12 protein-coding genes, 2 tRNA genes and 1 pseudogene are annotated in these 15,054 nt (G+C 67.2%); 10 read left to right on the forward strand and 5 right to left on the reverse strand.

Features of this window, described 5'->3' with window-relative positions:
- Positions 1-45: 45 nt before the first annotated feature.
- The gene (locus ACZ6IE_RS02645) at positions 46-1,023 is read right to left on the reverse strand and encodes a LacI family DNA-binding transcriptional regulator (RefSeq protein ID WP_464608575.1); all 978 of its coding nucleotides are present in this window, start codon (positions 1,021-1,023) and stop codon (positions 46-48) included.
- A gap of 215 nt (positions 1,024-1,238) precedes the next feature.
- On the opposite strand from ACZ6IE_RS02645, the gene ACZ6IE_RS02650 reads away from it, so the two are divergent.
- Complete coding sequence (locus ACZ6IE_RS02650; RefSeq protein ID WP_464606662.1) at positions 1,239-2,093, forward strand: amidase domain-containing protein; 855 nt, start codon at positions 1,239-1,241, stop codon at positions 2,091-2,093.
- 134 nt (positions 2,094-2,227) lie between these two features.
- On the opposite strand, the gene pgm is transcribed toward ACZ6IE_RS02650, so the two are convergent.
- Positions 2,228-3,847: a phosphoglucomutase (alpha-D-glucose-1,6-bisphosphate-dependent) gene (gene pgm / locus ACZ6IE_RS02655; protein WP_464606663.1), complete on the reverse strand. Its 1,620-nt coding sequence runs from the start codon at positions 3,845-3,847 to the stop codon at positions 2,228-2,230.
- 130 nt (positions 3,848-3,977) lie between these two features.
- Here pgm and pheA point away from each other — a divergent pair, with 130 nt between their 5' ends.
- From pheA to ACZ6IE_RS02670, 3 genes are all read left to right on the forward strand, one after another.
- Positions 3,978-4,952, forward strand: coding sequence for a prephenate dehydratase (gene pheA, locus ACZ6IE_RS02660; protein ID WP_464606664.1), 975 nt, complete (start codon positions 3,978-3,980; stop codon positions 4,950-4,952).
- Positions 4,953-5,027: 75 nt separating this feature from the next.
- Positions 5,028-5,945 (forward strand): hypothetical protein, encoded by a 918-nt coding sequence (locus ACZ6IE_RS02665; RefSeq protein WP_464606665.1) that lies wholly within the window; start codon positions 5,028-5,030, stop codon positions 5,943-5,945.
- A gap of 35 nt (positions 5,946-5,980) precedes the next feature.
- Positions 5,981-6,445 (forward strand): hypothetical protein, encoded by a 465-nt coding sequence (locus tag ACZ6IE_RS02670; RefSeq protein ID WP_464606666.1) that lies wholly within the window; start codon positions 5,981-5,983, stop codon positions 6,443-6,445.
- On the opposite strand, the gene ACZ6IE_RS02675 is transcribed toward ACZ6IE_RS02670, so the two are convergent.
- The gene (locus ACZ6IE_RS02675) at positions 6,442-7,512 is read right to left on the reverse strand and encodes a diacylglycerol/lipid kinase family protein (protein WP_464606667.1); all 1,071 of its coding nucleotides are present in this window, start codon (positions 7,510-7,512) and stop codon (positions 6,442-6,444) included. The two genes, ACZ6IE_RS02670 and ACZ6IE_RS02675, sit on opposite strands and share 4 nt — an antisense overlap.
- 110 nt (positions 7,513-7,622) lie before the next feature.
- Here ACZ6IE_RS02675 and serS point away from each other — a divergent pair, with 110 nt between their 5' ends.
- The 5 genes from serS to ACZ6IE_RS02700 all read left to right on the forward strand — a co-directional run bounded on the left by serS (position 7,623) and on the right by ACZ6IE_RS02700 (position 11,441).
- Positions 7,623-8,891: a serine--tRNA ligase gene (gene serS, locus ACZ6IE_RS02680; RefSeq protein ID WP_464606668.1), complete on the forward strand. Its 1,269-nt coding sequence runs from the start codon at positions 7,623-7,625 to the stop codon at positions 8,889-8,891.
- Positions 8,888-9,715, forward strand: coding sequence for an HAD family hydrolase (locus ACZ6IE_RS02685; protein ID WP_464606669.1), 828 nt, complete (start codon positions 8,888-8,890; stop codon positions 9,713-9,715). The genes serS and ACZ6IE_RS02685 overlap by 4 nt, the downstream gene beginning before the upstream one ends.
- Positions 9,716-9,803: 88 nt before the next feature.
- Positions 9,804-9,888 (forward strand) — tRNA-Ser (locus ACZ6IE_RS02690).
- A 58-nt stretch (positions 9,889-9,946) separates the two neighbouring features.
- On the forward strand, positions 9,947-11,248 hold the full coding sequence (locus tag ACZ6IE_RS02695; protein WP_464606670.1) for an LCP family protein: 1,302 nt from the start codon (positions 9,947-9,949) through the stop codon (positions 11,246-11,248).
- Between the two features lie 104 nt (positions 11,249-11,352).
- Positions 11,353-11,441, forward strand: a tRNA-Ser gene (locus ACZ6IE_RS02700).
- A gap of 66 nt (positions 11,442-11,507) precedes the next feature.
- Here ACZ6IE_RS02700 and ACZ6IE_RS02705 read toward each other — a convergent pair.
- Both ACZ6IE_RS02705 and corA read right to left on the reverse strand, forming a co-directional pair.
- The gene (locus ACZ6IE_RS02705) at positions 11,508-12,497 is read right to left on the reverse strand and encodes a cation diffusion facilitator family transporter (RefSeq protein WP_464606671.1); all 990 of its coding nucleotides are present in this window, start codon (positions 12,495-12,497) and stop codon (positions 11,508-11,510) included.
- Positions 12,498-12,528: 31 nt separating this feature from the next.
- Positions 12,529-13,545 (reverse strand): magnesium/cobalt transporter CorA, encoded by a 1,017-nt coding sequence (gene corA, locus ACZ6IE_RS02710; protein ID WP_464606672.1) that lies wholly within the window; start codon positions 13,543-13,545, stop codon positions 12,529-12,531.
- A 243-nt stretch (positions 13,546-13,788) separates the two neighbouring features.
- Between corA and ACZ6IE_RS02715 the strand changes: the two are divergent.
- Positions 13,789-15,017: pseudogene (locus ACZ6IE_RS02715) on the forward strand (cobalamin-independent methionine synthase II family protein).
- The last annotated feature ends 37 nt before the right edge of the window (positions 15,018-15,054 follow it).

The following is a 15,054-nucleotide window of genomic DNA, read 5'->3' on the forward strand; positions in this document are numbered from 1 at the left end:
CGAGGAGGCTCTTGTTACGCCGTGAGCGTCACTCGGATGCTCGGGTCACACGCTCGTGCGTTCGACCAGGCGCGTCGGCGTGATCGTGGCGCGCGGCACGGGGTCGCCGGCGATGAGGCGTACGAGTTTGCGTGCCATCTCTTCGCCGAGGGCGATGGGGGATTGGTCCACCGTCGTCAGGGGAGGCGACAGGGTGGCGCCGAAGTTGTCGTTGTCGAAGCCGATGAGTGCCACGTCGTGGGGCACGCGCAGGCCGTCTTCGGCGAGGGCCCCGTATGCTCCGGCGGCCATCTGGTCGTTGGCGGCGAGAACGGCGTCGATCGGCTCTCCGGTGGCGAGCAGGCGGCGCATGGCTTCGGCCCCTCCGGCGGGCGAGAAGTCGGCGGTCTCGACGGGCCCTTCGGCGAGTCCCGCGGCGTCGAGCGCCTCCCGGAATCCGCGCAGGCGGTCGATGCCCGCCGGCATGTCCTGCGGGCCGGCGATCGCGGCGATGTGGCGGCGGCCGTGCTCGATGAGGTATTCGGTGGCGATGCGGGCGCCGTGCACGTTGTCGGCGTCGACGTAGTAACTGTCGGTGGCCTCGGCTTGCAGGGGCCGACCACCGAAGACGATGGGGAGCGCGTTGCCGAGCTGCGTGTAGGAGTGGTCGCCCGAGTGGTGCGAGACGACGAGGGCCCCGTCGACGTTGCCGCCGAGCAGGTAGCGGCGGGTCTTGTCGGGGTCGGTTTCTGAGGCGATGAGGAGATTGAGCGTGTAGTCGGTGCTCGAGAGGTGGGTGGCGACGCCTTGCACGACGGAGGCGAAGAACGGGTCGGCGAAGACTTTGGCGGTGCTCTCCGGCACGATGAGCGCGATGGCCTGGGTCTTGCGGCTGGCGAGCGACCGTGCGGCGCGGTTGGGCACGTAGTTGAGTTCGGCGATCGCGGCGTTGACGACGGCGATCACTTCGGGGGTGACCTTGGGGGAGTCGTTGATCACGCGGGACACGGTGGCGCGCGAGACTCCCGCCACTTCGGCCACCATTTCGAGGGTGGGCGTGCGGCGGGGGACGGTTTGCTGCGACGGCGACTCCACGGGTTCATCGTATTGCGCCAGGGCGCGGGCTGCGTTCGCGCCGCGTCCAGCCTTTTCGTCGGTGGTGCACCGTACGATGGAACCGTTGCCTTGAGGGGGTTCTCATCCATTCTTCGTCTTTCCACCGTCGCGCCCTGCTGACGTCTGTCGCCGTCGGTGCCGTCGTGGTGTTGTCGGCGTGCACGAGCACGCAGCCTGTCGCGTCGACGTCTTCGCCGACCCCCGCGGCGTCGTCGACGTCCTCGGCGGATGCATCCTCCGCGGCCCCGGCGGTCGCCGAGGTGTCTCCGGCGGCGGGTGCCCTGTCGGGTGGCACGACCATCACGATCGCGGGCTCGGGCCTCTCGAAGGTCGACGCGGTCACGGTGGGCGGCGTTCCGGCCACCGATGTCACGGTGGTCGACGATAAGACGGTCACGGCGGTCACCCCGGCGGCGGCGAACTTCCAGCCGGCCGAAGCGGCGCTCGAGGTGTCAGCGGCTGGCGAGCCGGTGTCGCTTCCCGGCGACGCTGCCTATCGCTTCGAGTCCGTCACGCCTCTCGACAAGCAGATGCAGTACGCGTTGTCGTATTGGAAGGATTACAACCTCGCCGAGTGGGGCAACCTCAACCCGGTGGGCGGCGATTGCGCCAACTTCGTCAGCCAGACGCTCATTCAGCGCGGCTGGACTCAGACGGGGGATTGGCACAACTTCAATCAGGCTGCCGATTGGACTCCCGCGTGGGGCTATGTGCCGGCGATGGACCAGTTTTTCCAGGCCACCCCCGCGCTCGGCTTGACCCGGTTGTCGCTCGATCAGCGCGATCAGGTGAAGGTGGGCGACGTGGCCATGTTCGACTGGAACCAGAACAACATCCCGGATCACGTCATGATCGTGTCGCAGGTCACGACCGAGGGTGGCAAGACGGTCATCAAGGCCGTTGGTCACAACAAAGACTTCGACTACCGCGACCTCGATGAGACGATCACGGTGGAGCACCCGGGCGGCAACGCCTGGTTCTGGAGCGTCCCGGCTTAGCAAAACGCCTGATCTTTGAGCGTTCGGTCTAGCCGAACGCCTGGTTCTGCAGTGCGCCGGCCCGGCCAAGCAACCGGGCCCGCGACCAGCCGGGGCTGACCGCAGGCCCGTGCGCCTGACTTCGTGTGCGTCGTCTACTCCGCGATGGCCGCGTCGACGATCTTTTTGGCTTCTTCTTGCACCTGACGCAGGTGGTCTTCGCCGACGAACGACTCGGCATAGATCTTGTACACGTCTTCGGTGCCGGAGGGTCGCGCCGCGAACCACGCCTTGTCGGTGACGACCTTGAGGCCGCCGACGGCTGCGTCGTTGCCGGGCGCGTGCGTGAGCTTGGCCGTGATCGCGTCGCCCGCCAACTCGGTCGCCGTGATGGCGTCGCCGTCGAGCTTGCCCAGCTTGGCTTTCTGAGCCTTCGAGGCGGCGGCGTCGACACGCTGGTAGACGGGGTCACCGAATTTTTCGGTGAGCTCGGTGTAGAGCTGAGACGGCGTTTTACCCGTGACGGCGATGATCTCGCTGGCCAGCAGCGCGAGCAGGATGCCATCTTTGTCGGTCGTCCAGACGGTGCCGTCGAAGCGCAGGAAGCTCGCGCCCGCACTCTCTTCGCCACCGAAGCCGACCGAACCGTCGACGAGTCCTGGCACGAACCACTTGAAGCCCACGGGCACCTCCCAGAGGCGTCGTCCGAGCGATTCGGCGACCTTGTCGATGATGCTCGACGAGACGAGCGTCTTGCCGATGGCCGCGTCGCTCTTCCACCCGTCACGGTGCTGGTAGAGGTAGTCGATGGCGACGGCCAGGTAGTGGTTGGGGTTCATGAGGCCACCGTCGGGCGTGACGATGCCGTGCCGGTCGGCGTCGGCGTCGTTGCCCGTGAGCACGTCGTACTCGTCTTTGTGGGCCAGAACCGATGCCATGGCCGAGGGGCTCGACGGGTCCATGCGGATCTTCTCGTCCCAGTCGAGCGTCATGAAGCGCCACGTGGGGTCGACATCGGGGTTGACCACGGTGAGGTCGAGCTCGTAGCGCTCGGCGATGGCTTGCCAGTAGTGCACGCTCGCGCCACCCAGCGGGTCGGCGCCGATGCGCACGCCGGCCTTCTTGATGGCCGCGACATCGATGATGTTCTCGAGGTCGTCGACGTAATGGCCGCGGAAGTCATAGGTCTCGACGGCGCTCGGCTCGGCCATCTTGACCTCGACCATGCCGCCCTCGATGAGCTCGTTTGCGCGGTTCGCGATCCAGCTCGTAGCGTCGCTGTCGGCCGGGCCGCCGTGCGGGGGGTTGTACTTGAAACCGCCGTCGGCGGGCGGGTTGTGGCTCGGCGTCACGACGATGCCGTCGGCCTCATCGTCGTTGCCCGCATTGTTGTATCGCAGGATGGCGTGGCTGAGCGCCGGCGTGGGAACGAAGTCGTCGAACTCGTCGACGAGCACGCGCACCTCGTTGGCCACGAGCACCTCGAGCGCCGTCGTGCGGGCGGGGGCGCTGAGGGCGTGAGTGTCGGCCCCGAGGAAGAGCGGCCCGGTGATGCCCTGGCTGGCGCGGTATTCGACGATGGCCTGGGTGGTGGCCGCGATGTGGTCTTCGTTGAACGCGGTCTTGAGCGACGAACCACGGTGGCCAGAAGTGCCGAAGACGACCCTCTGCTCGGGCTCGGAGACATCCGGTTTGAGGTCGTAATAGGCCTGGATGAGCGCCTCGACATCGATGAGGTCGGACTCTTGTGCTGGGGTTCCTGCTCGCGTCGTCATGTGCCCATTCTGGCACCGGACGGCGACGCCCTGACAGCCCTTGACGCGCCTGTGGAGAGATTCGCAGATCGGTGCTTGTGCAGAAGAAGTGGTACGTCGACGGGGTGCCGCGAGCCGATACGCTTCCTCTATGTCTGAAGCCGCCGCATCCGCCCCCGAACGCACCTACAGCTTCCTGGGCCCGCGCGGAACGTTCACCGAGGCCGCCCTGGCGCAAGTGCCCGAGGCGGTCGGCCAGACATGGCGCACCGTGAACAACGTGGGCGAGGCGCTCGGAGACGTGATCGCGGGCCGCAGCGACGCCGCCATGATCGCTATCGAGAACTCGGTCGACGGCGGCGTCTCGGTCGCGCAAGACGCCCTCGCCACGCTCCCTGATCTGCGCATCGTCGGCGAATACCTCGTCTCGGTCAACTTCGTACTCGTGGCGCGGCCGGGCACGACGCTCGACGAGGTCACGGTCGTGAACGGGCATCCGGTGGCCTATGCGCAATGCCGCAAATGGCTCGATGCCGCGGTGCCCGACCACGCGCACATCCCCGCGTCGAGTAACGTCGCGGCCGCGGCCGATCTGTTCGACGAACCCCTGCGCCCCGGCCATGCCGCCATCGCGCCTCCCGGAATCGTCGAGCACTACGACCTCGACGTGCTCGCCCGCGATATCGGCGACAACAAGAACGCCGTCACGCGCTTCGTGCTCGTCAGTCGCCCGGGCGCTCTTCCCCAGCCCACCGGCGCCGACAAGACGAGCCTCATCGCCGAGCTCCCCGTCGATCGCGCCGGCGCGTTGCTCGAGTTGCTCGAGCAGTTCTCCACGCGCGGGGTCAACATGAGCCTGCTCGAATCGCGGCCGGTCGGCGACGAGCTCGGGCGCTACCGTTTCGTCATCGACGCCGACGGGCACATCCTCGATGAGCGCGTCGCCGACGCCCTGCTGGGTGTTCGGCGATTCAGCCCCGAGGTGAGGTTCCTCGGCTCCTATCCGCGCGCCGACCGCGTTCCCAACGCCTACGACAACCGTTATTCCGACGCCGTCTTCATCGAGGCGCGCGACTGGTTGCGTGCGCTCATCTCGGGCGAACCGTACGATACCCCTGAGCGGTGAGGCCGCCGGGTGACACCCTGTCGCCGCCAGACCACACGGTCACCCCGGTGACCGCCCGACCGTGAGGACCGCCCGATGAGCGACGACGCCTCGTTCGACCCCCGCTTCGCCCCCGAGTTCCAGCGCGGTTTTCCGCAGGCCGACGGTGTGCAGGATGCTTCGCGCACGTCGCCCTACGCACCCGGTCGTTCCCGAGGCCCGTCGGGGTCGTCATCCGCACCCACGTCGTCCCGGCCCAGCTCGTCCCCATCGACGGGGTCGGGCCTCGGCGAGCGCCGACGAGCGCGTGGGGGAGCCGCGGCGCGCGAACTCCCCGGCCACCGAACCGAGGCCCGCTCGTTGATCGGTATGCCGCCCGAGGAAGCGGCCCGCCTCTCTCCCTACGCAGCGGCCGACAGTACCGCCTCATCGGCATCCACATCCTCGTCGGCGGAGGTGCTGACCGGCGGCGGCGCCACTGCGGCGCACGCTCCCCTTCTCGGGCGCCCGGCCGGCGGCGGTGCACTGGCCGCTTCAGCGCCCGCGACAACGAGCGTCGAGGCCGAAGCGCACACCGGTGCCGCCAGCACGCCGACCTCGACCCGACGCCGCATCTCACCGTGGCGCAACCCCTGGCTCTATGTGCTGTTCGCGGCTGGCAGCGCCCTGACGATCGCTGGCGTCTCACTCACCCGGTGGTCGCTCTTCATGATGTACAGCCCCCTGGCAGGCTCGCAATCTTCAGGCGATCAACCGATCGACTACACCGGCGTGCAGGTGGCCTGGATCCTCGGCCCCACCCTCGTCATCGTCGGAGGCGCCACGCTCATGGGTGCGCTGTTCTTCGTGGCTGCGAGCTGGCTGGCTGCGCGCCCACTTCTCGTCGACGCGACCGACGACGCCGCACTCGATGCTGATTTCGCCCTCGACGATGACGACGCCTGGAACGGGGCCGCAGGCACGTTCGTCCCGTTCGATCAGCCGGGGCCGTCTGCCAGCTCGCGCGGCCGCTGATGGGAGTTCGCGAAACCGGGCGCCGCGTTCGCGACATGAAGCCGTCCGTGCGCGTATGGGCCCTCTTCGTCCTCGGGGCGCTCGTCACGGTTGCAGGACTCGGCACAGTCGTCATCACAGCCACCGACCGCATCGCCGACGTCGAGGCATCCATCGTGCTCGCGGATGGCGTCGATCCCACGTTGCGCGGCGTCGTCGAGTTGCGCACGAGCCGTTTGTCCGAGGCCATCCGCACCGGATTGGTGCCCGGTTCGGTGACCGTCTCTCCCTACAACGGCGAAGACATCTCGCAGATGAATGCCTACACAGATGCTGAGGAGCGCGTGCTCATCAGCTCGAATCCCGGGCCCGGGGGTTTCTACTGGGGCTTCGACCGCCGCCCCTACTTCGAACACTCGGCCATGCTTCTCATGGCGGGTCTCGGCATCGTCGTGGCAAGCGTCCTCTTCGCGGCGACGCGCTACTCGGGTCGCCCGAAGGGCACCGAACGCCGCGCCTAGACCGCCGGCACCCGCACGAGCAAAGCGCCCGCGTCGGTCGAGAACCGCGCGCGCGTCGCCCGCCCGAACTCGTCGCCGTCGAGCTCGATCTCCTGCGGTTCCTCGAGCACGATGGTCGTCGACTCCGACCGCAGATAGGTCACCATCTTGGGCCCACCGTTGTCGGTGGCCTTCACGATCGTGCGCCCGAGCGACGATTTCGCCAGCGCGCTGTTCTCCCACCGCACCTTGCGCCACACCTGCACCCACCCGAACACACCCTTGGGCTGCAGGAAGGCGATGTCGAGCAGACCGTCGTCGACCACGGCGTCGGGCAGCAGCTCGATATTGCCGGGCAGCGTTCCGCAATTTCCGAACAGGATGGTCGAGACGTGCGCCGTGTGCTCATGACGCCCGCGCAGCTGATAGCGGATCTTGAAGGGGCGGGCCTTGGGCAGGGCGCGCATGCCCGCATCGACGTAGGCGAGCCATCCGACGGCCTTCTTCAACGCAGGATTCGTGTTCGCCATGATGGTGGCGTCGATGCCCATGCCAGCCATCACGAGGAAGGCGTGTTCCTCGTCGGGGCCGTCTTCGCGCCCGATCGTGACGATGCCGAGGTCGATCTTGCGGTCGGCGCCCTGAAAAGCGATGGCGACCGAGGCCGGCACATCCGACAGAGGCAGGTTGAGGTTCCGAGCCAGCAGATTGCCCGTGCCGCTCGGGATGATGGCGAGCGAGGCCCCTGAGTCGCGCAACCCCTGCGCAACCGATCGCACCGTGCCGTCTCCTCCGGCCGCGAAAACCATGTCGATGCCCGACCGCGCCAGCTCGCTTGTGACGCCCTCGCCCGGATCTTCGATGCTCGTCTCGACCCACTGCGTCTCGGCCCACCCGGCCTCGGCCGCGGCAGGCTCGATGAGTGCCCGCAGATCGGCCACACGCACCTTGACGGGGTTGTAGACGACAGCCGCGCGGCGCGTCTTCGTCGGGGTGTCTGCCTCGGCGCTTTCGGCGCGCCGTAGGTCGTCGATCTGGCGCGGAGTTTCGCGTGCCGCGCCGTCAGGTCCTGCCGCCTCGATGGTCATGCAGCCCACGCTACGGTACGGCGTGCGATCCGCCCTCGGCCGTGAGGATGATTGCGGCACACATCAGCGGGCACGCCTGGGCATAAGCGTTCGGTCGATAGACTTGGCGGGTGATCGATCCAGTGCTCCTCCGCGACCAACCCGACCTCTTCCGGCGCTCGCAGAAGGCGAGGGGCGCCTCCGTCTCCGTCGTCGACGAAGCCCTCGCCGCCGACAGCTCTCGCCGCGCCGCCATCTCGGCCTACGAAGAGTTGCGTGCCGAGCAGAACGCGTTCGGCAAGCTCGTGGCCAAGGCCCCGAAAGAGGAGAAGGCCGTGCTCGTCGCCGAGGCAAAGGGTCTGGCCGACAAGGTGAAAGAGGCGCAGCAGCTCGCCAACGAGAGCGAGGCCGAGTTCGTGCGCCTCGCCGGCAGCATCCAGAACCTCATCGTCGACGGTGTGCCGGAGGGTGGCGAAGACGACTTCGTCACGCTGCGCGAGGTCGGCGACAAGCCAGAGTTCGACTTCCCCGTGCGCGACCACCTCGAGATCGGCGAAATGCTCGGCGCCATCGACATGGCGCGCGGCACCAAGGTCAGCGGTTCGCGCTTCTACTTCCTCAGCGGCATCGGTGCCCGCCTCGAGATCGCGCTCATGAGCCTCGGCCTCGACCGCGCCCTCAACGCCGGTTTCACGCCGCTCATCACGCCCACGCTCGTGCGGCCCGAGATCATGGCGGGCACGGGCTTCCTCGGCTCGCACGCCGATGAGGTCTACCACCTCGAAGACGAAGACCTCTACCTCACGGGCACGAGCGAGGTGGCCATGGCCGGCTACCACTCCGACGAGATCATCGACCTCGAAAAGGGTCCGCTGCGTTATGCCGGATGGTCCACGTGCTACCGCAAAGAGGCGGGTTCCTACGGCAAGGACACCCGCGGAATCATCCGCGTGCACCAGTTCAACAAGCTCGAGATGTTCGTCTACACGCGCCCTGAAGACGCCGAAGAGGAGCACCAGCGCCTGCTCGGTTGGCAAGAGGGCATGCTGCGCGACCTGGGCCTCAGCTACCGCGTGATCGACACGGCGGCTGGCGACCTCGGCTCGAGCGCGGCGCGCAAGTTCGACGTCGAGGCCTGGGTGCCCACGCAGGGTGCCTACCGCGAGCTCACCTCCACCTCCAACTGCACCACTTACCAGGCGCGTCGCCTGAGCACGCGTTTCCGCGGCGAAGACGGCAAGACCACGCCCGCGGCCACGCTCAACGGCACGCTCGCCACGACACGCTGGATCGTCGCCCTGCTCGAGACGCACCAGCGCGCCGACGGCTCGGTCTTCATCCCCGAGGTGCTGCGCCCCTACCTGGGTGGCCTCGAGGTGGCTCTGCCGGTGAACGCGTGAGCGATACCGAATCCACGCGCTGGCTCGTCGCACTCGACGTCGACGGCACGGTGCTGCACGAAGACGGCACGTGCACGGATGCCGTGAAGCACGCCGTCGCGCGTGCAACAGACGCGGGCCACGAGATCATGCTCGCGACGGGGCGCAGCTGGGAGACCACGGCGCCCGTGCTCGAGACCCTCGGCATCCACCCCGACTACGTGGTGTGCGCCAACGGTGCCTTGGTCATGAAACGCGACGATGACGAGGCCGACGGTTATCGCCGACACCTCATCGAGACGTTCGACCCGAGCGACGTGTTGAAGACCATCGCCAGCTCGCTCGACGACGGCCGCTACATGGTCGAATACCCCGACGGTTTCCGTCGCTACACCCAGGGCATGGTCGATTGGAACCTCGACAACGCCGAGATGGTTCCGTTCGAGCGTCTGCTGCACGACCCGGTCACGCGCGTCGTCGTCGTGTCGCCCGAGCACGGCGAGCAGGAGTTCCTGAAGATCGTCGAGAGCATGGGCCTGCACCAGGTCACCTATTCGATCGGATGGACGGCGTGGCTCGACATCGCGCCGCTCGGGGTGAACAAATCCACGGCTCTGCAGCGCGTGCGCGACTGGGTGGGCGTTCCGGCATCCCGTGTGCTCGTGGCCGGTGACGGCCGCAACGATATCGAAATGCTCACCTGGGCGGGTTCGGCCGGCGGCCGCGCGGTCGCAATGGGGCAGGCTCCCGACGAGGTGAAAGAGGTCGCCACCGAGGTCACGGGTGCGGTCGACGACGACGGCCTGGCCGATGTGCTGCTGTCGCTGCCGGGCGCGCGCGACTGACGTTCAACCCGCCCCGCACCGATGTGACGAGTCCGAAACAGTCCATCAGATAGAATCATCCGAGGTCGGGCGAGGTTTTGCGCGGCTGGGAGGGCTGTCCGAGCGGCCGATGGAGCTGGTCTTGAAAACCAGTGGGCAGAAATGTCTCGTGGGTTCGAATCCCACGCCCTCCGCAGAAGTGCTTGCACCAACCGCACCAACCGCAGGGTCAGCGCAACGAGGGGAACATTTGTGAGCGATCTGGGACGTCGTCCTCGCCGCGCTGCCCGTGTTCCCACGATCGCGCGCCACGGGCGTCTCAAGCGCTACAGCCCCGTCGGCGCCGTGCTCAAGTTCTTGGCTGCCGCCCTGGCCGTTCTGCTCGTGAGCGGCGGCTCGGTCGCCGCGATCGCGGCCTGGAGCGTGGTGTCCAGCATCCAGCCCTCGGTCACCCTGGCCAACGAGACGCCGGGCGTGCAGATGCCCGATATCGACGCCATCGAGGGCGGCGTGAACCTGCTGCTCGTCGGCAGCGACAGTCGCCAGGGACAGGACGCCATGTTCGGCGATCCCGAGAAAGAGACGGCCACCCTCAACGACGTCACCATGCTGCTGCACATCTCGGAAGACCACAGCAGCGCCACCGTCGTGAGCTTCCCTCGTGACCTCTTCGTGCCGATCCCCGCGTGCCCCAACCCCGACGGCGGCACCTACGGTGCAATGAGCTCGCAGAAGATCAACACCACCCTCAGCTACGGCGGCCTGCCCTGCACGGTGCTCACGGTCGAGAAACTGACCGGTCTCAGCATCCCGTTCGCCGCCGAGGTGCAATTCAACGGCGTCATCGAGCTGTCGAATGCGGTCGGCGGCGTGGATGTCTGCGTCGGATCGCCCATCAAAGACCCCTACACGGGCCTTGACCTCGCCGCCGGCACGCACAACCTCCAAGGCCTCGAAGCTCTGCAGTTCCTGCGCACCCGGCACGGCGTCGGCGACGGATCCGACCTCGGCCGCATCAGCAACCAGCAGGTCTTCCTCTCGGCGCTCGTGCGCACGCTGAAAGACGGCAACACGCTGTCCGACCCGACCAAGCTGTTCGGCATCGCGAAGGCCGCGGCCAGCAATATGACGCTGTCGAACCACCTCAACAACCTCAACAACATGGTCTCGATCGCGCTCGCGCTGAAAGACATCCCGTTCGACCAGATCGTGTTCGTGCAATACCCCAACGGCATCGGTGAGTCCGGCGGTCAGAGCGGTGTGCTGCCGATCAAATCGTCCGCCAACGCCCTCTTCCAGGCCATCCAGAACGACCAGCCCATCTCGCTGACCGGTGGCACGGGCGTCGGCTCCGAGCTCGACCCCAACGCTCCCGGCGCCGCCGAAACCCCCGCGCCCGTCGAAACCCCAGCACCCGTCGAAACCCCGTCGACGCCCCCACTCGACGCCGGCGCGACCGCTCCGCCCGCCACCTCCGGGGGCGCCGTGGCCCTGCCCGAGAACGTGCTCGGCCAGACCGCCGAAGACCGCACCTGCTCCAAAGGCAACAACTAACGACAGTCGAACGGATGCCGCGACAACTCGTCGCCGGCCCGGATTGGGTTCGCGCCCCGGCACCCGTTATGATTGCAGACGTGCGTCCGCCAGTCGGCCGCATTGGAGACGTCGCATAGTCCGGCCGAGTGCACCACCCTGCTAAGGTGGAGTCCCCTCACGGGGACCGCGGGTTCAAATCCCGCCGTCTCCGCATATTGAAACGGCGTGCCTCCCGTCGTTTCCGCACATTCAAACGGCGTGCCTCCCGCCGGTTCGCCTACGCCGTCAGTGACGTTTCGTCCGGTGTCGACAGCGTCAGCACGGCATCCGCGATGTACGGGCTCTGCTCCAGATCGGTGGCGATGCGGCGCAACTCGCGAGCGACATCCACCTCACGGTCGTTCCCGGTCAGGTCGATCGATGCCACGAGGAAGAATCGCTCGGGCCCCACGAACTCGAGGTGTAGGTAGGTGACGCGTTCGACGTCGTCGCGTTCGAGCAACAGCCCCACGATGCGCCGCCGCACATCCGCCGAGGCCGGCTCGCCCACCAGGAACCGGCGGTTGCGGTCGATGAGCACGAGCGCCACGATGGCGAGCAGAACGCCCACGAGGATCGAACCGACCGCGTCGAATACGGCGTTGCCCGTTATCTGGTGCAGGAACACGCCGAAGAAGGCGATGACGAGTCCGATCAGCGCCGCGGCGTCCTCGGCGAAGACGGCACGCAACGTGGTGTTCGACGTGCCCAACACGTGGTGCAACGTGCCCATCCCGCGCGCCTCGGCAGTTTTCTTCGCCTGCAGATAGGACTGCACGAAGGAGAACCCCTCGAGCACGAAGGCGATCGCGAGCACAATGTAGGCGACGATCTGGTCCGAGGATTCCTCGGGGTTCGACAGCTCCTGGATGCCGTGCTGAATCGAGACGACGGCGCCCGCCGTGAACAACCCGACCGCGGCGAACAGCGACCACACATAGGCCTCGCGGCCATACCCGCGCGGATGGCTGCCGTCGATCTTCTTCACCGAGCGACGTTCGGCTATGAGCAGGAAGATCTCGTTGCCCGCATCCGCCCACGAGTGCGCCGATTCGGCCACCATCGACGCCGACCCTGTCACGAAAGCAGCGATCGTCTTCGCAACCGCCACCAGCAGGTTCGCCACGAACGCGATCACGACCGTGCGGATGCTCCCGCCCGACGTCTCCTTGCTCGCGTCGTCGTCCGACGCCGATCCTTGCCCGCTTGTCACCGTCGTATCGCTCACCTAGCGAGCATACGACCGGTCCCGTACCCCGCTACAACCACTTCCTGAACTTGAATGCCACGTACAACCCGATGCCGCTCAGCACCATGAGCCCGATTGCCATGGGGTAGCCGAACTCCCAGTGCAGTTCGGGCATGTTGTCGAAGTTCATGCCGTAAATGGCGCCGATGAGCGTGGGCGCGAAGAGGATGGCGGCCCACGCCGAGATGCGCTTGACCTCTTCGTTCTGGGCGAGGCTGGTCTCGGTCATCCGCCGCATCTCGTCGTTCTGGCGTTGCGCAACGAGGGTCGAGTGCGTGGTGAGCGCGTTGTCGAGCAGCGCTCGGAAGCCGTCTGTACGTTCGACGACACGGATGGTGTGGTCGAGCACGTCGCGCAGTGAACGCTGCAGTTCGACATCCACCTGGTACTTGGCCGACCCGCGCAGCAGCGCCTCGATGATCGCGGTCAGCGGGTGCACGGCCCGCTGAAACTTGATCACCTCTCGCGACAGCTCGTAGATGCGCTGCGCGACGTCTTCGTTGGTGCCGAAGAGCTGATCCTCGATCTCGTCGATGTCGTTCTCGAGGCCCGCGATGACGGGCGCATACTCGTCCACGACCTCGTCGAGGATGGCATAGAGCACCGCTTCGGGCCCGAGCGCGAGCAGCGCGGGGTTCGCCTCCATGCGGTTGCGCACGCGGGCCAGGTTGGGCGATTCGGCGTGACGGATGGTGACCACGAAGTCGGGCCCCACGAAGATGTGCAGTTCGCCGAACTCGACCTCTTCCTCGGCGTCGAGGTAGCGTGCGGGTCGCAGCACGACGAAGAGCGTGTCGTCATAGCGCTCGAGTTTGGACCGCTGATGGCCCGACAGCGCGTCCTCCACGGAGAGGTGGTGCAACCCGAATTCGGCCGCGACGGCCTGCACCTCTTCGGCGTCGGGGCGGTACAAGCCGATCCAGGCCATGCCGTTCTGCGATCGCATGGCCTCGAATGTCTCGTCCAGGCTGGCGGGGTTCTCGGTGCGCTTGCCGGCGATGTATACGCCGTTGTCCACGAGTGGCATGGGTCGGCTCCCTTTCTCCGTGCCGCACGACCGCTGGGGATGCGGTGGGCGTGCAGTTCGTCTGCAGAGGCGGTGGCCTGTGCTTACCCATGATGCCCTGTCCGGCTGGAAACACGAGGAAACATTGCCGCTTCGGTGCCGCGACGTGGAAAACTGGGCGGCAGTGATGCGCATCATGCGAAGCCTCGCGCGCGGTCGGCGGCAACCAGCCCCGGCATTCGAACGACGATCGAGGAGGCCACCGTGCCCTTGCTGAACGACGATTTCATCCAGACCAGCCACGCGGGTTCGCTGCCGCGCACCCCCGAGCTCATCGCGGCGAACGAGGCACGCGAGTTCGCCGACGACGGTTTCACGCTCGTGTCGACGCCTGAATTCGAGCAGCAGCTCGCGGGTGCGGTCGACGATGTGGTGGCCCGCCAGGCCGCAGCGGGCATCAGCCAGCCCAACGACGGCGAGTTCGGCAAAGCGATGACGAGCGCGGTCGACTACGGCGCCTGGTGGTCGTACTCGTTCCAGCGCGTGGCCGGACTCACGCTCACCGACGAGAACATCTTCAGCCAGCAGCCCGTGCGCTCATCCCCGGGCGATGTCCGGCTCACATCCTTCCCCGATCGCCGCGACTGGGTGCGTTTTCACGACGCGTACACCGACCCGACATCCGGCATCTCGACCGGTTCGGGTGCCACGGCGTTCCCGTCGACCACGGGCCCGCTGCGCTATGTGGGTCAGGAGCAGGTCGCTTCGGATGCCTCGAACCTCCGACGCGCGCTCGACGCGGCGGGCATCGCCGACGGTTTCCTGACGGCCCTCTCGCCCGGCAGTGGTGCGCGCGTCGCGAACCACCACTACGCGACCGACGAGGAGCATGTGTGGGCATGGGCCGAGGTGCTGCGCGAGGAGTACCGTGCCATCATCGACGCGGGCCTCATCCTGCAGATCGACGACCCCTCGATCGCCAGAACTGGGACCAGATCAGCCCCGAACCGTCCGTCGAGGACTACCGCGCGTTCACCCGCATCCGGGTCGAGGCGTTGAATCACGCCATCCGCGGGTTGCCCGAGGACCGCATCCGCTTCCACCTGTGTTGGGGCAGCTGGCATGGCCCGCACACGACCGACATCGAGCTGAAGCACATCGTCGACCTCATGCTCGAGATCAACGCGGGCGGCTACTCGTTCGAGGCCGGAAACGTGCGGCACGAGCACGAGTGGACCGTGTGGGGCGATGTCGTCGTGCCCGACGGCAAGGTGCTCATCCCCGGTGTCGTGAGCCACGCAACGAATGTGGTCGAGCACCCCGACCTGGTGGCGCAGCGCATCGGGCGTTTTGCCGCGGCGGTCGGGCGCGAGCGGGTCATCGCGTCGACCGACTGCGGCCTGGGTGGGCGCATCCATCCGCAGATCGCGTGGGCGAAGCTCGAGACGCTTTCGGAAGGGGCGCGCCGGGCCACTCAGCAGCTCTGGGGCTAAAGCGCCGCGGCCGCGCGTGGACGGACGCGCGCGGCCT

It is taken from the genome of Okibacterium sp. AC114 (assembly GCF_979253355.1).